General features: G+C 52.5%; 5 protein-coding genes. All 5 read left to right on the plus strand.

The window, feature by feature from the left end; genetic code table 11:
- Positions 1–3: 3 nt before the first annotated feature.
- The 5 genes from CRENPOLYSF2_RS16625 to CRENPOLYSF2_RS16645 are packed head-to-tail and all read left to right on the plus strand — an operon-like array spanning position 4 to position 19,894.
- On the plus strand, positions 4–1,848 hold the full coding sequence (locus CRENPOLYSF2_RS16625) for an HAL/PAL/TAL family ammonia-lyase (protein ID WP_087145073.1): 1,845 nt from the start codon (positions 4–6) through the stop codon (positions 1,846–1,848).
- Between the two features lie 3 nt (positions 1,849–1,851).
- Positions 1,852–9,201 carry a type I polyketide synthase gene (locus CRENPOLYSF2_RS16630; RefSeq protein ID WP_087145074.1) on the plus strand — a complete coding sequence of 2,450 codons (7,350 nt, stop codon included), beginning with the start codon at positions 1,852–1,854 and terminating at the stop codon, positions 9,199–9,201.
- Positions 9,202–9,217: 16 nt separating this feature from the next.
- A complete protein-coding gene (locus tag CRENPOLYSF2_RS16635) occupies positions 9,218–16,957 on the plus strand; it encodes a type I polyketide synthase (protein ID WP_087145075.1) in 7,740 nt (2,579 codons plus the stop codon).
- Positions 16,941–19,091 carry a heavy metal translocating P-type ATPase gene (locus CRENPOLYSF2_RS16640; protein ID WP_140396890.1) on the plus strand — a complete coding sequence of 717 codons (2,151 nt, stop codon included), beginning with the start codon at positions 16,941–16,943 and terminating at the stop codon, positions 19,089–19,091. The genes CRENPOLYSF2_RS16635 and CRENPOLYSF2_RS16640 overlap by 17 nt, the downstream gene beginning before the upstream one ends.
- Positions 19,091–19,894: an SDR family NAD(P)-dependent oxidoreductase gene (locus CRENPOLYSF2_RS16645; protein WP_087145077.1), complete on the plus strand. Its 804-nt coding sequence runs from the start codon at positions 19,091–19,093 to the stop codon at positions 19,892–19,894. The genes CRENPOLYSF2_RS16640 and CRENPOLYSF2_RS16645 overlap by 1 nt, the downstream gene beginning before the upstream one ends.
- Positions 19,895–19,897 lie beyond the last annotated feature (3 nt).

Genomic DNA, 19,897 nt, shown 5'->3' on the forward strand with positions numbered 1-19,897 from the left:
TATATGTCGGAAAATTCCCAAAACACCGTTGACAAAGCTAACAACGATACCTTATTCCAAGTCGGCGACCAGCGTTTAAGTATAACTCAGCTCATGCAAATAGCCCGGCTAGGGCAAGCGGTTATGGCGCTTTCTCCTGATGCACTGGCGCGTGTTGAAGCCAGCAGAGCGTGGGTGATGCAAACTGTCGGTGACATCGCCGACGCGAAGGCTAACGGTAATAAGCCCTCTGCCTATTACGGCATCAATACAGGCTTTGGCGCGTTGGCAGGGCGGTCGGCACTTGATAGCACTTACTTGACTAAAGTGTTGGGGCGCAACCTGATTGCCAGCCACTCTGTTGGGGTAGGGCCGTATTTTGACGAAGAAGTGATCCGCGCCACTTTGCTGATCCGCGCACAATCTTTGGCGCAAGGCTATTCGGGTGTTCGCCCGGTCATCATTAATACCTTGGTCGCCATGCTCAATAACCGGGTGTATCCGGCTGTGCCCGAACAGGGCTCACTGGGTGCGAGTGGTGATCTGGCACCGTTATGCCATCTGTTGCTGGTGATGTGCCACGCACCACAGCCAGACTCAGCGGACGATATTGACCTAAAGCTAGACACCACCGATGGTGAAGCCTTTGTGCCGTTTGTGCCCAGTGCGGTTAATACATCACAGGATAATGCTAGCACACCGCCTTATTTTCACCTGACACAATCACCTTGTACTGGTGAGCAAACTTTGTGGCAACGGGTATCCGGCACGCAAGCGATGGCATCGGTAGGCGGTAAGATTGAATTGCAGGCCAAAGAAGCCCTGGCTTTGAGCAATGGTGCCACCGTGTCAGCGGCCATTGCGGCACTGGTGGTGCATGATGCCCAGAACCTGCTCGACAATGCCGAATTGGTGGTTGCTATGACACTGGAAGGCATACGTGGTTTCCGTGACCCGTTCTACCCGCATGTGCATAGGGCGCGTGGCCATCTTGGTGCGGAAAAAATTGCCGCCCAAATCTTGCTTTATGTAGAGGGCAGCCAAATCCTTGATCCAGGCGACTTGAAGACGCAGCCCAAACGTGTGCCGCCCCAAGACCCCTACTCTGTACGCTGTGCGCCGCAGGTGCTGGGCACGATACGCGACACCTTGGACTTGGCCAGGCAATGGGTGGAGATGGACTTAAATGCCGCCACCGACAACCCGTTAATTTTCCTCGACCTGGAACGGGATTATAAGACCGTGTCGGGTGGTAATTTTCATGGCGAGCCGATTGCGATGGCGATGGATTTTTTAAGCATTGCTTTGACCGAGCTGGGCAGTATTTCAGATCGCCGTATGTTCAATCTTATCGACTACTACCCCAGCAAGACCTATGAAGACCCTGTCCAGAAAATCAACCCCCAGCATGGCTTAAGCGGATTTTTGATCGACGAGCCGAAAATCACCGAAGGTCTAAACACCGGCCTGATGATGTTGCAGGCCACCGCCGCCGCCCTGGTATCAGATTGCAAAGTGCTGGCACATCCGGACAGTGTTGACTCTATACCCAGTTCCGCCAATCAGGAGGATCATGTCAGTATGAGCCTTAATGCCGCGCTGCATGCCCGAAAAATCGTGCAAAATGTCGAAAATATTTTGGCTCTGGAATTCCTGTGTGCCACCCAGGCCATCGGTTTGCAGCTTGCCAAGCATGGCAATGAAGACCTACAGCCTGGCACAGGCACAAAAGCCGCTTACGATTGTATGCGGGCGGCGGGCGTGGAATTTTTGACGCAAGATAGGGTGCTGTACCCTGATATCCGAAAGGCCTTGCACCTGGTGCGTAGCGGTGCTTTGGTGCAAGCCGCTCGGCAGGCGGGTGCCTAGGTTATGTTAACCCAATTATTGCTACGTGCCGCCAAGGCAACACCCAACAAAGCAGCGGTTGTTCAAGGTAAACAACGTATCAACTATGCTGGGCTGCATCGGCTGGCAGGATGTGGCAGTGTTGGCTTGCAGCGCCTGGGTATCAATCGCGCCGATTGTGTGGCGGTGGCGTTGCCCAACTGCCCTGAATTTGTCATCAGCTTGTTTGCCTGTGCCCGTTTGGGTGCGGTTTTGCTGCCGCTGAATCCGCATTACACCCAGGACGAAATGCAGCGCTTCCTGGTGGATGCCAATGCTAAAATCATTATAACCGACCTTGCCAGGGCAGCGTTGTGCCAACAAATAATTGCAGAAATGGCGTGGCCGGTTCAGTTGGTAGTCTTAGGTGAAACGCTAGGATCGACGCTGGGTTTTGACGATCTTGTCGATAATGCTGAACCGCCCCTGCCCTCTGGGATGATAACAGGGAATGCGCTTTATCTTTATACCTCAGGTTCCACCAGCGAATACAAGCGGCTTTGTTGCACTCAGGAAAACTTATATTACGAAGCCCATAACTTTGTTGAGACGGTTGGCCTTGGTGCAGATGATGCTATCTTGTGTACTGTGCCACTGTACCATTCCTACGGCTTTGGCAATGGTTTATTGGATGCGGCTTACACGGGAGCTACGCTGGTGCTGCTTGAGCCTGTCGTTGATAATGGCAAGATTGTTGATACGCCTTTTGTCAGCCGTACTGCGCGTGTGCTGGAATTGATACGCCAAGAAGCCATTCGCTTTTTTCCAGGCGTGCCTTACCAGTTTGCCGCGCTGGCCGAATTACCACCGGAGAGGGTCGTCGACTTGTCGGGGCTTAAATTATGTATTTCATCCGGCGATGTGTTGCCCCAATACACTTATACGCAATTTTTAAAGCGTTTTGGTATTGCTATTCGTTCCTTATACGGTTCCACCGAAGCCGGTTCTATTTGTGTCAATACTGACCCTACCGAACACATGGTGTTTGGTTCGTTAGGCCTGCCGTTACGCAATGTGGCTATTCAAATCCGCGATGAACACGGCCACATAATACAAGGGGATAGCGAGGGTGCCATTTGGGTAAAAAGTCCGGTTATTCCGCCCAATGGGTATGATAACCGCCCAGAATTAACTACCCAGGTTTTTCGTGACGGCTATTACGATACCGGTGATATAGGCAAACAGGATGCGCGGGGGCATTTAATTATCACCGGTCGTAAACAAACTTTTGTCGATGTGGGTGGTTATAAGGTAGATATTGGCGAGCTTGAGGAAGTGCTACACGCACACCCCAAAGTACGTGAAGCCGCAGCTTTGGGTGTAGAGATGGTACAGGGCGGGCAACTGATTAAAGCCGTCATTGTTGCCGAAGACGGGTGCGATCAGACCGATATTTTGGCGCATTGCCGGCAACACTTGGCTGCGTACAAATTGCCCCGACTCATTGAATTCCGTGACCGGCTTCCGCGTAGCCCGTTGGGCAAGGTGCTGAAAAAACACTTGCACTCCCAGCCCATAAGTCTGGATGTCCCGCCGTTATCGCAAGCCTTGCACGCAGTGGCGGGCGTGCCTAAAGCACAACAAATTGCCGTCATTGCAGATCACCTGCATGAGCAGGTTGCCGCCACTTTACACGTTGATTTAACGCAAATTTCCCGTTCGGCGGCTTTTCAAAGCTTAGGCTTTGATTCTATTCGCGCCGCCGAGCTGCAAAACCGGCTGGTGCAACTGACCGGTTTGGCACTGCCCATTACCTTATTATGGAATCATCCCAGCATTGATGAGTTGGCGGTGGTGGTATTTGAGCGGCTGTCCTTTGATGTGGCATCGGCACGAGTTGTCGAACAAACACCCCTCCCTGTAACAAAGCAAGCCACAGATGAAAGGGAAGCGATCGCCATTATTGGCATGGGCTGCCGGTTTCCAGGTGGCGTGACGACACCCGAACAGTTTTGGCAGTTTTTGCAGGACGGCGGCAATGGGGTGACCGAAATCCCCAAAGATCGTTGGGATGTCGAGCAATACTACGATGCCAACCCTGACACCCCCGGCAAAAGCTATTCGCGCTGGGGTGGTTTTTTAGCGGGCATTGACCAGTTTGATCCGGCTTTTTTTGCCATCTCACCGCGTGAGGCCGAGCAGATGGATCCGCGTCAACGCTTGCTGCTGGAAACCGCTTGGGAGGCGTTGGAAAATGCCGTACTGGCTCCTGAAAAACTCGCCGGTAGCAACACAGGGGTATTTATTGGCCACATGGTGGGTGATTACCACGCCTTACTCGGCAAACAATTACATCTGGTGGACTCTTATGTCAGTACCGGTGTACTCGATAGCCTGCTCGCCAATCGGCTATCGTACACCTTAAACTTACAGGGCCCTAGCCTGTCGGTGGATACCGCGTGTTCCTCCGCGTTAACGGCGCTGTACTTGGCCTGCCAGAACTTACGGCAACGTGAGTGTGACCTGGCACTGGTGGGCGGCGTTAATTTAATGCTGTCGCCTGAGATGCAGGTGATTGGTGCAAAAGCGGGCATATTGTCACCGGTGGGTCGATGCAGTACTTTTTCGGCGGATGCCGATGGTTTTGTGCGTGGCGAAGGCTGCGGTGTGGTGGTCGTCAAACGCCTTAACGATGCCTTACGGGATAATGACCCGATCCTGGCTGTGGTGCGCGGCGCTGCCATTAACCAGGATGGCCGCACCAATGGCATCGCCGCCCCCAATGGTTTTTCACAGCAACGGGTGATACAGCAAGCCCTCAACGCTGCCCAACTAGAGGCCGCTCAGATTACCTTTATTGAAACCCACGGCACAGGGACTTTAGTAGGCGACCCGATAGAAGTTGAAGCCTTGGCAGAAATATACGGACTGGCCAGCCCACAAGGTGCCTGTTATTTGGGCGCGGTTAAAACCAATATTGGCCATTTGGAAGGCGCGGCCGGCATTGCAGGGCTCATCAAGATGGTGCTGTGCCTGCAAAAATCAGCTATCCCTCCTAATATCAATTTCAACCGGCTTAACCCGCATATCAACCTGGACAACAGCCGCTTTCAACTGCCCTTAACCAACCAACCGTGGGGCGTTGCACAAGGCCGACGTTATGGGGCCGTCAGCTCATTTGGCATAGGTGGCACTAACGGCCATGTCATTTTGGAAGAGGCTCCACAGCACACGTTGATAACATCGACGCTGGAGCGACCACTGCATGTTGTGGCGTTATCAGCTAAAACAGCCCCCGCCTTATCAGATATGGTGCAACATTATTGGGGGTATCTAGACACGTATCCTGATTGCATCTTGCCTGATGTAGCCTACAGCCTTAATACCGGTCGTAACCATTTTGGCTATCGCTTAGCCTTAATCGCGGATAGCACGACAACATTGATCGATCAACTACAATCACAGTTAGCCCCTGCAAACGCCTACACGCTGCTGCCCGTACCCAAAATAGCTTTTTTGTTTACCGGACAAGGTTCACAGTACTTTGGCATCGGTCGGGCATTGTACGGAACCCAACCCCGCTTTAAAGAAGCACTGGATCGCTGTGCTGAGCTATTGCAGAACGAACTACAACACCCGTTACTGGAGGTTTTGTATGCCACTGATGAAACTGAATTAATTAACCAAACGGTTTATACACAACCTGCGCTGTTCGCTATCGAATACGCGCTGGCCAAATTATGGCAGTCTTTTGGTGTGCAGCCGGATTGGGTTATGGGGCACAGTGTCGGCGAATACGTCGCCGCTTGTGTCGCCGGGGTGTTCAGCCTTGAAGACGGCCTGCGCCTGATTGCCGCCCGTGGCCGATTAATGCAGGCGCTACCACAAAACGGATCAATGCTGGCGGTTATGGCTGATGAGGCAACGTTGGTCAAGATAATAGCGCCGTACAGTGTAAGCGTGGCCATTGCTGCCATCAACGGCTCACACAGTTTGGTTTTATCGGGTGAGCATCAGGTGTTGCAAACCCTAGCCGCCCACTTGCACAGCGATGGCGTAGACGTACGCCCGCTGACGGTCTCCCATGCTTTCCATTCACCGCTTATGGATCCCATGCTGGCTGAATTTGAACGTGTCGCGCAAACCATAAGCTACCATCCGCCTAGTCTTAATCTAATTGGCAACATCACTGGACAACCGGTACAGCATGAGGTGTGCCAAGCCGATTACTGGGTACGCCATGTCCGTGATACCGTGCGCTTTGCCGATGGCATGGTAACGCTACAGCAACAAGGCTGTAATGTATTCATTGAGATAGGGCCTAAACCTACCCTCATTACCATGGGGCAACACTGTATTTCTGTCAGGGATGGCCTTTGGTTATCAAGTTTACGGCCACAACAAGCCGATTGGCACTCCATGCTGGGAAGCCTGGCGGCACTGTACGAACGCGGCCTGGATATTGATTGGGTCGGTTTTGACCAAAATTATGCCCGCCGTAAACTCGCCTTGCCGACCTATACTTTTCAACGCCAAGCTTACTGGCTTAGCGGTTGCCCAGTGGTTGCCCAGAAACACAGCGCCGCCTTAAGGCCGTTGGTCAATAAAATAATGCGCTCCCCGCTCTTAAAAGACAGGCTGTTTGAAACAGAATTTAATATCACCTCATTACCTTTTTTAGCTGACCATCGGGTTTACGGTGAGTATGTCGTGCCAGGGGCGTGTTATATAGCCACTTTATTGAGCGGTATGGAGGTTATGGGACAAGCGTGCTGCCAATTGCAGGACATCCTGTTTCCAGCCGCTATGGTGTTACAAGCCGATGAGTCGCGTACCGTCCAGGTTGTGCTAAGCCCCAAAGAATCGACATCGGGCGGTGAGGGGATTACGTCATTTCAGCTCATCAGTCTGGTTGAAGGCGATTACCTCTCCCGTCCCCAAACCCATATGTTAGGCCAACTGCATGGGCAACCTGCACAACCGGCAACAAAAGATACGCTGAGCCAATTAAAAGCCCGTTGCACAACAACGGTCGACCCAGAACGGTTTTATAGCGTTTCTGCCGCACAACAGATTGTATTTGGTCCTAGTTTCCGTTGGTTACAAGGTCTTTGGCAGGGTAGTGATGAAATTCTAGCACAGTTGCGTGTACCCGATGTGCTAGGCAATATTAACGGCTACGCCTTTCATCCGGCTTTACTGGATGCCTGTTTTCAGGTGGCAGCCTGCACCCTGTTAGATCAAGATGAGCAAGAGACGTGGCTGCCATTTTTGATCCGCAATATCCGTGTACATGCCCTAACAATGGGTGACACAGTGTGGTGCCATGCCAAACAAACCGGTGAACATGTCTGGGATATCCAGCTGTTTAATGCACAAGGTGATGTGTTACTGGATATACTGGGATTTGAAGAGCGCCCCGTACCGAGTGAAGCCTTGTTGGCAAGGCCTGTGTGGAAAGACTGGCTCTACACAGTTGGCTGGCAGCCTCAAGCGATAACACAAAATATCCCCTCCCCGTTAACAGCGCATCAAGCGTGGCTGATTTTTGCTGATGACACCGGTGTTGGCTATCAGTTGGCAGGGCAATTAACCAGGCAGGGCTGTACGGTAACCTTGGTGTTCCAAGGCCTAACCTATGCCAAAATCGATACCCATAGTTACTCTATTCGGAGTGAATCTGCGCAAGACTACCAGCAATTATTTGCCGCCCAAACGGAAAAATTTGCTGTTATCCATTTATGGAATTTCCAAAGCCATAGCACTGGGGTCGAATCTGAATTCCTCAGCGCTGAAACAGACAGTATTTGCCATCAACTGTTGGTGTTGACACACGCCATGTCGGCTTGCCCTAAGGCGCGTTTAGGGCTGTGGCTGGTCACACACAACGCACAAGCCGTTATCGACAATGATCCGGTTAACGGTTTACTACAGAATACACTGTGGGGCATGGGTAAAGTGATCCACATGGAGCATCCTGAATTGCATTGCACCTTGGTGGATGTGGCCAGTGATGACAGCACGCACCTTGCCGAACAGCTGGCCAATGAAATTAATGTAGGACAACAGGTTGGGATTGAAAAGGAAAACCAAGTGGCTTATCGTGGCCTGCACCGTTATGTTGCTCGCTTAGCACGCTATCAAGAACAAATCGATAATAAGACACCACCAGACTTATCAATCACAGGCAATGCCACCTATTTAATTACGGGCGGCACCGGTGGCTTGGGGCTTGAAGTAGCGCATTGGCTGGTAGAGCAAGGTGCTAGGCATGTCGTGCTGATGGCGCGGCACAGTGCGCATGCAGAAGCCAGGCAGTCTATTAAAAACCTGGAACGACTTGGGGCGACGATTACCGTGGCTTTGGCAGATATTGCCGACTTCAATCAAGCTGCACACGTTTTTGAAAACTTGGATACGGACTATCCGCTCAAAGGCATTATCCATGCGGCGGGGGTTGTGGATGATGGTGTTATCCAACAGCAAACCCGCGACCGTTTTGCCAAGGTGTTGCGGCCTAAAATACAAGGGGCATGGAATCTTCATACTTTAAGCCAAGACGTGGCCTTAGATTTTTTTGTGCTGTTTTCATCATTGACATCAGTTATTGGCACGCCAGGGCAAGTCAATTATGCGGCGGCCAATGCCTTTCTGGATGGCTTGGCACATTACCGCCGAGCACAGGCATTGCCCGCCCTTAGCATCAACTGGGGCGGCTGGTCGCAGGTCGGTATGGCGGCACGTATGGAAGACATCGAGCGCCAGCGTTTATTTGCCCGTGGTGAAACATTAATTACCCCCGCACAAGGCATTGAGGTGCTGGCTGCCTTATTGGGGCAAACCAACCCACAAATTGGGGTGTTCCCTCTTCAATGGGAACGTTACTTTGACACCGACCACCGTCCAAGCCCATTTTTTAGCGCCGTCAGCATTGAGCCATTAACCCAGGACGAACCTCAGAAAACCACCAAAATCCGGTGGCTAGACACTTTAACCACCACGGCTAAAGACACGCAACAGACACTCTTAATTGAACACCTGCGTGGGATTATCGGCAAAATTCTACGCTTACCGACAAGCCAAAAAATAGAATTACGCCAAGGTTTACGGGATTTAGGGCTGGATTCGATTATGTCCATTGAAGTACGTGGCCGTTTGGAAATTGAACTGGAGTGCCCATTGCCTGCTACCTTGCTGTTTGACTACCCCACACTGGAAACCCTGGCTAATTATTTGGCCGCCTCCGTCCTCGGCCTAGCATTGGAAACAGCGTCTGTGCCAGCCATTGATGAGGCCGAGTTGCAAATGGACGATGATCTTGCGGCCTTTTTGTCAGGTATCGACCAAACCTCAGATGCCGATATTCAGCAGCAATTAGCCCGTATGAAACGATGAAAGGAGAAATAATTTAATGAATGCCCTAGTTCAGCAAATATCGCAGATGTCGCCGCTAAAAGTAGCCTTGGCGACACAGCAATTGGCTTCCAAAATGGCGTTGGTCAATGCAGAGCCCATTGCTGTGATTGGCATGGGTTGCCGCTTTCCAGGCGGCGCTAATAACCCTGAGCTGTATTGGCAGCTCTTAAAGGAAGGCAAAGATGCGGTGGTGGAAATGCCTGCTGACCGCTGGGACATAAAGGCCTATTACGATGCCGATCCAGAAGCGCCCGGTAAAATGTCCGTCCGCCACGGGGGGTTTTTAGATCACGTTGATACATTTGATGCCCAATTTTTTGGTATTTCACCCCGCGAAGCCGCTGTGCTTGATCCCCAGCAACGCTTGTTGCTGGAAGTCAGTTGGGAAGCCTTAGAAAATGCCCGAATTTTACCGTCGACATTGCACAATAGCCCTACGGGGGTTTATGTCGGCATCACCACCAGCGAATACGAAAAACTCTGCCTGCAATCTGACATTTCCCTGCAAACCGATAACACCCATGTTGCCTACATGGGCACAGGCAATGACACCTGTGCGGCGGCCGGTCGGTTGTCGTATTCACTAGGACTGACAGGGCCTAGCATGTCGGTCAATACCGCGTGTTCATCTTCGTTGGTGGCAACGCATTTGGCGTGTGAAAGCCTGCGGCATCGAACCAGCAACCTGGCATTGGCAGGTGGGGTGAATTTAACGCTGATCCCTGATATTTATGTGGTGTTTTCCAAGGCCGGTATGTTATCACCCGATGGCCGCTGCAAAAGTTTTGATGCCGATGCCAATGGCTATGTACGCGGCGAAGGCTGTGGCATCTTGGTGCTTAAGCGCCTGTCCGATGCAGTAGCCGACGGCGACAACGTCTTGGCTGTCATCCGAGGTTCAGCGGTCAACCAGGATGGCCGCAGCAGTGGCCTTACCGTGCCCAATGGCCCATCTCAACAGGCCGTTATCAAGCAAGCTTTGGATAACAGTGGTATTAAGCCCAGCCAAGTCAGTTATATTGAGGCGCATGGTACGGGCACGTCGTTAGGCGACCCTATTGAAGTGGGAGCTTTGGGTGCGGTGTTTCGTGAAGGGCGCGAACACCCGCTGTTGTTAGGCTCTGCAAAAACCAATATTGGCCATCTGGAATCCGGTGCAGGGGCGGCAGGGTTGATCAAAACCATCCTGGCACTTCAACACGGCGAAATCCCCCCTAACCTGCATTTTAACACCCCCAGCCCGCATATTGCCTGGGACAGTTTACCTATTAAGGTAGTCACTGAGCTGACACCGTGGCCAACAGAGCGCCGTATCGCCGGTGTCAGCTCATTTGGCTACAGCGGCACCAACGCGCATTTTGTCCTGGAGGCGGCACCAGATTTACAGCAAACACCCGAAAGTACAATGGACAGACCGAGACATCTGTTGACTTTAACGGCAAGGACAAAAGAAGCCTTGTTTGCACAGGCGCTTAATTACGGCCATTTTCTGCAATCAGAAAACAGCACGCCTTTGGCGGACATCTGCTGGACAGCCAATACCCGCCGCACCGCATTTTCGCACCGGCTTGCCGTGGCGGCGGATACTCAAGAATTATTAAGCGAGCAATTGTCGGCATTTGCAAAAGGCTCGACATCCACGGTAGTTTCTAATTCTGGCACAGACAGCCATTTAGAAAAAGTGGCTTTTTTATTTACCGGACAAGGGTCACAATACACCGGTATGGGGCGTGAGCTGTACGACAGCCAGCCCACTTTTCGCAAAGCTTTAGACCGCTGTGATGCGCTGTTAAAACCCCATCTTGAACACCGTTTATTGGATATCCTCTACCCAGACCGACCATCATCGTCTGCTGCACCGGAATTGATTAACGAGACCGCCTATACGCAGCCCGCACTGTTTGCACTGGAATACGCTTTGGCCAGTCTCTGGCAATCCTGGGGAGTGCAACCGGATGTCATGATCGGTCACAGTGTCGGCGAATATAGCGCCGCCTGTATTGCAGGGATTTTTAGCCTGGAAGATGGTTTACGCCTGATTGCCGCTCGTGGCCGCTTGATGCAGGCCTTGCCGCATAATGGCGGCATGATGGCCATCCGCGCTGATGAAGCCCGTGTGGCGGAATTGATAAAACCTTATTCTGAGACCGTTTCATTGGCCACCATCAATGGCCCACAAAGTGTCGTCATCGCTGGTGAAATACACGCCTTGCAGGCCATTGCTGAACAGTTTTCCGCCCAAGGTGTAGAAACACGCCCGCTCACCGTGTCCCATGCTTTTCATTCCCCGTTAATGGATCCCATGCTCGCCGAGTTTGAGGCCATAGCCGCCACCGTGAGCTACCATCCGCCCCAGATTGGCATCGTCTCCAATGTGACTGGGCAATTGGTCACACAGGATATGTGCCACGCCAGCTATTGGGTACAGCATATCCGTGATGCGGTGCGTTTTAATGCCGGCATGGAGACACTTGAGGCAATAGGCAGTACCATTTTCTTGGAGATAGGTCCCCAGCCCACTTTGCTGGGTATGGGCAGGCAATGCGTAACAACGGACAGTGCAGTGTGGCTACCCAGTTTACGATCAAACCGCGCTGATTGGCAGCAGATGCTGGACAGCCTTGGTGAGCTGTTTGTTCGTGGCATTGCCATCGATTGGCAGGGGTTTGATAGCGACTATGTGCGCCATAGTGTCAATCTGCCGACTTACCCGTTCCAGCGTCAACGCCATTGGTTACCAACACCTGCCACAAAAAAAGCCAGTGCAGGCCAATTACGGCCTTTGGTCGATAAACTGGTGCAGTCATCACTGATTAAAGAAACCCTGCTGGAAACTGAGTTCAGTACCGTAGCACTGCCTTTTCTGGCTGACCACCGTGTCTTTGATGAAGTGGTTGTGCCTGGAGCTTCGCATATTGCCATGCTCCTCAGCGGGGCGGAGCTTATGGGCTTGTCCGCTTGCCAACTGGAAGACGTGGTTTTCCCAGCACCGTTAATCTTGCCAGAAGCGCAAGCACGGACGGTACAGGTCGTTTTGTCACCGGAAGGTAATGTTCAAGACAGCCAAGATCGTGCTTACACTTTCCAGCTTATCAGTACGGCAGATGGCGACAGCATCACTCATGCAACAGGGCATCTGACAGCATTATTATCCGCTGATCGTGCCACTGTGGCGCTCGCCACACTACAGGCGCGTTGCCAAGACAGCATAAGCCCTGAAAGCCTGTACCAAACGGCGGCTGAGCAATACATTGTTTTTGGCCCCAGCTTCCGTTGGCTATCGGGGTTGTGGCGTGGTGATGGCGAAGCACTGGCACAATTAACATTGCCTGAAGCTATCGGCAACCTGGAAGGCTATTGCCTGCACCCAGGCTTACTGGATGCCTGTTTTCAGGCGGCTGGCGTAACGCTGGATGACAGTGCTTCTTCGGATACCTTGTTGCCTTTCATGCTCAATAGCCTGACACTCTATGCCATCCCCAAAGGTACTCTCTGGTGGTGCCACGTTGTACAGGTGGGCAAATACAGTTGGGACATTAACTTGACCGATGCGTCTGGACAGGCATTGATGGCCATCAAAGGTTTTGAAATGCGCAAAGCCCCGCGTGATGCCCTGTTGCGTAGGCAACAGGCCGATTGGCTGTATGAGTTGGCATGGCAGCCTAAACCTTTGACGGAACAAAGCGTTACTGATGCCTCTGGCCGCTGGCTTATTTTCACTGATACGGATGGCCTGGGTGACAGACTGGCCGAACAATTACGCGACAATTGGCAATCGTGTGTCTTGGTCAATGCCGGTGAGACTTACACAACATCAGCCCCCCCACAAACTTTGGCTGATGTCCATACGTTTGTCATTAACCCCACTGTAGCGCTGGACTTTCAACGTCTGCTGAATGATGCTTTTATCAGTACAGGCACGGCCTGCCGTGGCATTATTTACCTGTGGAGCACCGTTGTCCAGCAACAGGCCAGTGATATAACTAACATCGCGCAACGGTTGAGCGTAGGGGTGTTGCATTTGGTGCAAGCCGTACGTAGCCTCAATGTCGATACAAAACTCTGGTTTGTCACCCGTGGCGGCCAAGCTGTCGGTGGGGAATCATCCTTGCAGCCCGCGCAAGCCGCCGTGTGGGGATTGGGTCGCAGCCTGGCGATTGAGCAAGCTGAATTAAGTTGTGTGTGCCTGGATTTACCCCCTGAGCAAACGCTAACCTCTACGCTAACTTCTATTGCTGCTCTCATGGCTGAACTTAGCGCTAACGATGGCGAAGACCAAATCGCCTGGCGTGCCGGTACACGTTATGTGGCGCGCCTGCATAAACACCAGCCCCCTACCCCGCAAAGCCTGGAACAACCGGATACGCCATTCCGTGTGCAATTGGCAGCCTACGGGTCGCCGGATGAATTGCACCTTGTCCCCATCACCCGCCGCGAGCCTGCATTGCATGAGGTTGAAATAGCCGTCAAGGCCAGTGCATTGAACTTCCGTGATGTGCTTAATTCTTTAGGTATGCTGAAAGACTACTATGCCGATGTATTGGGCATTAATCGCGCCGAAGATGTGCCGTTGGGTTTCGAATGTGCTGGCCGCATTGTGGCTATCGGCACACAGGTAACGGGTTTTAAGGTAGGTGATGAAGTCGTTGCCGCAACCGAAGGCAGCTTTGCCAGTTTCGTCACCGTTGATGCCGCCTTGATTGCCCATAAACCCTCCATAATTAGCTTGGAAGCTGCGGCGGGTGTGCCCACCGCATTTTTGACCGCATACTATGGCTTACAGGCATTGGCTCAGCTTAAGCCTGGGGAACGGGTATTAATTCATGCCGCTTCCGGCGGTGTAGGCCAGGCGGCGGTGCAATTGGCAAAGTCACTGGGTGCCATTGTGTTTGCCACCGCAAGCCCCAGCAAATGGGCCGCCTTAAAAGCTCAGGGTATACCTTACGTCATGAATTCGCGCAGCCTGGATTTTGCTGAAGAGATACGGCAACTTACCCAGGGTGAAGGCGTACATGTCGTACTGAACAGCTTAAACGGTGATTTTATCACCAAAAGCTTCGAGGTGTTGGCGCACAATGGCCGCTTTGTCGAGATTGGTAAAATTGGTGTTTGGGCAGCGGAAAAAGTGGCTGACCTGCGACCCGATGCACAGTATTATCCGTTTGATTTAGGTGAGGTTACCACAGCCGACCCCAGTCTGATGACCACTATGCTGGCTGAGGTCATGCACGGCTTTGAAACAGGCACTTTAGTCCCGTTACCACACACGGTTTTCCCTGTCACCGAGGTGGCCGATGCTTACCGCTATATGCAGCAAACCAAGCATATCGGTAAAGTCGTGTTAAGCTTTGAAACAGCATCGGCTACCGCCATTCACCCAGAGGCCAGCTATATTATTACCGGTGGCCTAGGTGGCTTGGGACTAAAGGTTGCCCAATACCTTGCAGGGCAAGGGGCACGCCACCTTGTTTTGGCCAGCCGCACTGGCGCAACCTCGCCATCAGCACAAAGCGTACTACAGGAACTGGCTGAGCTAGGCGTGTCCGTCTCTGTTGTTAAGGCCGATGTTGCACAGGCAGATGATGTCAGCCACCTGTTGGCGACGGCACAGGCACACGCTCCGTTGAGGGGGATTATCCATGCGGCAGGCCTTATTGATGATGCGTCCGTACTCCAGCAAACACCGGAACGTTTTGCCAGCGTTATGGCGCCTAAAGTACAAGGCACTTGGCTGTTGCACACCCAAACGCAACATCTGCCCTTGGATTTCTTTATTTGTTTCTCCTCCATTGCCTCGTTGATGGGTTCACCAGGGCAAACCAATTATGCGGCGGCCAATGCGGTTGTTGACCTGCTGATGCACCAGCGCCGCACCTTAGGTTTGCCTGCGATGAGCATTAACTGGGGGCCGTGGGCAGAAACCGGTATGGCCGCCCATTTATCCTTTGACGATGAGGGGTTGGACAAAATTGCCCCCGATGCCGGTATCCAGGTGCTAGCCGATTTAATGCAGCGCCCTATGCAGCAAAGCCCCGTGCAAGTCGGCGTGTTCCCGATGAACTGGTCGGTGTTTATGCAGCAATTTTCGCAGGACAAGCTACCACCGTTTGTCAGCCAGATGCAGCGCAAACAAGTGCAACACAGCAAACCGGCTGTGGGTTCTGATGTCTTGCAACAATTGCAAAATACACCGGTTGCGGGTCGCTTAGGCTTGTTGGTTACCTATATTGGTGAACAACTTAACCAGGTACTGGGTCTGCCTAGTTCACAGGCCTTATCGTCCGAGCAACGCTGGAACGAGTTAGGTTTGGATTCGCTGATGACGGTTGAGCTTAAAAACCGCCTGAACCGCGCCTTAAGCGTTTCCATCCCGCTGGAAACCATCATGCAGGAGGCGACGACCCAGTTGTTGGCCAACATGATTTTCGATCGTCTGGACGACATCAAGCCACCCACAAAAAATCAAAGCGATACGCCGGTAGCGGGTGAAGATGGCTATGCTAAAAATGCAGCCTCTTTAGATGCCGAGGTGGCAACCTTGCGGCTAGTGCCACAAACCTATGTGACGGCGACCGAGCAGCGTGACAGGCAAGTGTTCATTGATGGCCAGTGGCGCTGTGATTTTGCCTCCTGTAATTATCTTGGCCTGGATTTGCACCCTGAGGTGATCAGTTCCATTCCGGCCGCCGTAGCGCAATGGGGTGTCCACCCTAGCTGGACACGCGCCGTGGCCTCTCCTGTGCTGTATAGCGATCTTGAACAAGGGCTGTCCGAACTGCTGGATGCGCCCAATACCCTGATTTTCCCCTCGGTACACTTGTTGCACTTTGGCGTGTTGCCGCTGCTGGCAGGTTTTAACGGTGTTATTTTCAAGGACAACGCTGCGCACCATTCCATTTACGAAGCCTGTTTAAGGGCGCAGGCCGATGGTACGCAGTGGGTGGAGTTTGGCCATAACGACCTTGCCGATCTGGAAAAAAAATTGGCGCGTTACCGGCTAGAACAAAGCAAGATCATTGCCATCGATGGCGTGTATTCCATGTCTGGCGGCTTTCCACAGCTACGGGAAATGGCACAGCTGGCCAAGCAATACAATGCAGTCATCTATATTGATGACGCACACGGCCTGGGGGTGATTGGTGAAAACCCCGATGCCGCCATGCCTTATGGCTATGGTGGCCGTGGCATCGTCAAATACTTTGGTCTGGATTACGTTGAAGACCGCATTATTTATGTGGCCGCGCTGTCCAAATCGTTTTCATCGTATGCGGCGGTCATCACCTGTTTTGACGATGCCATGAAAGCCCGTTTGGGGCTTGCCAGCACTTTCGTGTTTTCTGGGCCATCGCCGGTGGCAAGCCTTGCCAGTGCGATTGCAGGGCTTAAGGTCAACCGGGTGGAAGGCGACCAAAAACGTCGGCACATTTACCAATTGACCCATAAGCTGGTCGCGGCCGCCAAAGCCATTGGTTATGAAGTTGATAACGAAAACGATTTTCCGATCGTCAGTATTGTCATCGGCAATGTTGAGCAAGTAACTGAAGCGTGCAAGCTGTTATGGCAATACAAGCTATTGATTACACCGGCGGTGTATCCCGTTGTCCCCCTGCATCGTAACCTGGCGCGTTTCTCAATCACCGCGTCAAACACCGACGCTGAAATTGACCAGGCCATCAAAGGCCTGCAAGCCGTATGGGACATGATACACGCAACAACCAGTGGGCAGGTGGGATGATGCGTGTTATCAACTTTGCCTGGGTGCGACCATAATGGTGGGCGGGGCACTTTTAGTGCTGGCCAGCAGTTTCTATGGTGTGAAAGCCACGGGGCTGATGGCACAGAAAAAATCACCGCCGCTCATCACCCTGATTGGTGGACTGGATGGGGCAAGCGTTACGGAAAGTACAGAAATTAGTCCCGCCATTGCCATAGAAATAGATGCCAAAGCGGAAGAGCGCGAGGCTGTCGAGCATTATTTCAAGGTGTCTTCAGGGGTGGTGGGTGTAGGTACGCTGGCGATGGTCGTGTTCCCGCCCGCACATATTATTGCTATCCCTGCCTTGCTATATACCTTAGTACCCATGTTTATGGATGCCTACGATGGCCTGAAGGAGCGCCGTCTTAAGCCATCTTTAGTTGACAGCATTGCAGTCGGCGGGGCAATTACCTTAGGCCTAGCCAACCATCTCAACCCCTTCTTTTTTATGGCGGGGGCGGTGGGCACCTGGCTGTATTACCTGTCGGCCAAGCTGGTGCTTAAGACCAAGGATGACTCGATAAAAAGCTTGTCCAACTTGTTTGGTGAGCAGGCTCGCTTTGTGTGGCTGCTACGCGATGGCGTAGAAGTGGAAACCACCTTTGACGCGGTTAAAGTCGGTGATATTGTCGTGGTCAGCGCCGGTGAAATGATCCCTGTGGACGGCTCGGTGCTCCAAGGCATGGGTTCAATCGACCAGCGCATGTTGACGGGTGAGGCGCATCCTGTTGAAAAAGGCAGTGGGGAAGCGGTTTTTGCCGCCACCACCTTATTGACGGGGCATCTGCATATCCGTGTTGAAAAAGCCGGTGCCGATGCAGTGGCGGCGCAAATCGGTGAAATTTGGAGCCGTACCGCCGATTACCGGACTTCTGTTGAAACTCGTAGCGAGCAGCTCTCCAACAAGGCAGTGCTGCCGACTTTGGGGACGGGGGCGTTGGCCTTGCTGACGCTCGGCCCTATTGGGGCAACTGCGATCCTGCTGTCCAATTTCTCCGATGCCATTCAGTTGGCCGCACCCTTAAGCACCCTGAACTTCCTGCATCTCGCGGCCAAAAGCGGTATCCTTATCAAGGATGGCCGCGCGCTGGAAAGTTTAAAAAATGTCAATACCGTGGTGTTTGATAAAACAGGCACTTTAACCCTAGAACAGCCCCATGTGGGTAATATTTACCTGTGTGCTGGCTATGATGAAGACACGGTATTACGCTATGCGGCAGCGGCCGAGGTGAAACAAAGCCACCCCGTTGCCAAGGCGATTTTACTGGCGGCCAAGGAACGGAGCTTGCTGTTGCCGCCCTTGGATGATGCCACCTACCAAGTCGGTTACGGCATTAAGGCACACATTGACGGCCACTGGGTTTGGGTAGGTAGTAACCGGTTTATGGCGGCAGAAGGCATTACCATTCCAGACGAATTACAAGATCGCATCAGCGACAGCCATGCAAAGGGGCATTCGCTCATCATGGTGGCTATCGACAGGCAACTGGCGGGCGCATTGGTGATGTACCCTACCCTACGCCCAGAAGCCAAGGTACTGGTTAGCCGTTTAAAACAACGCGGCTTGTCCTTGTGCATTATCTCAGGCGACCACCATCTGCCTACCAAGGCCTTGGCGGATGAGTTGGGCATAGCGCTGTTTTTTGCTGAAACCTTACCGGAAGACAAAGCCAGCTTAATTGCCGACCTGCAACAACAAGGTCATTCCGTGTGTTTTATTGGTGACGGCATCAATGACACCATTGCCCTCAAACAGGCTAATGTGTCTATTTCCTTAAGCGGTGCCACCAGTGCTGCTGTGGATACAGCCCAAATCATCATGATGGACGGCACGTTGAACCATCTTGACCATGTTTTTGAGTTGTCGCAGGAGTTTGACAATAATCTGCACATAGGTTTCAGTACCGTGATAGGTGGCAGCGTGATGTGTGCTAGCGGGGTGTTTCTGTTGCATTTTGGTATTTTCAGTGCCCTCGCCTTGCAGACCCTCACCTTAATGGCCAGTGTCGGCAATGCCTTCCTGCCGATTATGAAAGATAAAAAAGCCATCCCCTTATTGCCTGAACCGCTAGTCGATGACGTTGTAGTAACCCTAGACAAGAAGGTGGCCTGATGCGAGTAAAAAATCTTTTTTGGCCTGCCCAATGCGTGCTGATAACTGGCGCATCCAGCGGTATTGGCAAGGCACTGGCTGAACACCTGGTGGCACAAGGCGCTAAAGTAGGCCTGATTGCCCGGCGGCAAGCCGCCCTTGAACAAATCTTAGCTGATTTGTCAGCCCCACCTAATCAAGTCGCCTATGCCTGCGCCGATGTCACCGACCAAGACGCATTGGCAAAAGCGGTACAACAGCTGGAACAACAGTTGGGGTCTTGCACGGTAATGATTGCCAATGCCGGTATCTACCATAAAACCGATGTGTTGCACTTTGATGCGGCTGTGCAAAATGCCGTGTTCGCCACCAACGTACAGGGGGTCATCAACACCATCGCCGCCGTCTTGCCGGGCATGACCTTGCGCAAGCAAGGCCATCTTGTCGCCGTGTCCAGTATTGCCGCCATGATTGGCCTGCCCGCCGCTGGTACTTACTCTGCCAGCAAAGCCGCCTTGGTGACACTGTTCCAGAGCCTACGTGTCGATTTACACCCCTTAGGGCTAAAAGCCACCGTGGTCGCTCCAGGCTTTGTTGATACCCCCATCATTACCGATGAGGAACGCGCCAGCGTCAAAGACCTGCTCAGTGCCGAACAGGCGGCGATACGTATTTGCACGGCCATTGAACGAGATCGTGCCATCGATTGGTTTCCCTGGCAAACCTGGTTGGTATGCCGTTTATTCAGCCTGCTGCCAAGTGGATTATATCGCAGGCTTATCGCCCACGTTCCCGAAATGGAAGAAGCCAACTCAAATCAGTAGAGA

Origin of the sequence: Crenothrix polyspora, assembly GCF_900163755.1 — a bacterium.
GTDB classification, from domain to species: Bacteria; Pseudomonadota; Gammaproteobacteria; order Methylococcales; family Methylomonadaceae; genus Crenothrix; species Crenothrix polyspora.

What these genes read in the sequence shown, in the direction of transcription:
- CRENPOLYSF2_RS16645 (WP_087145077.1), top strand. Translation starts at nt 19,091, where the DNA reads ATGCGAGTAAAAAATCTTTTTTGGCCTGCCCAATGCGTGCTGATAACT.
- CRENPOLYSF2_RS16635 (WP_087145075.1), top strand. Translation starts at nt 9,218, where the DNA reads ATGAATGCCCTAGTTCAGCAAATATCGCAGATGTCGCCGCTAAAAGTA.
- CRENPOLYSF2_RS16625 (WP_087145073.1), top strand. Translation starts at nt 4, where the DNA reads ATGTCGGAAAATTCCCAAAACACCGTTGACAAAGCTAACAACGATACC.
- CRENPOLYSF2_RS16630 (WP_087145074.1), top strand. Translation starts at nt 1,852, where the DNA reads ATGTTAACCCAATTATTGCTACGTGCCGCCAAGGCAACACCCAACAAA.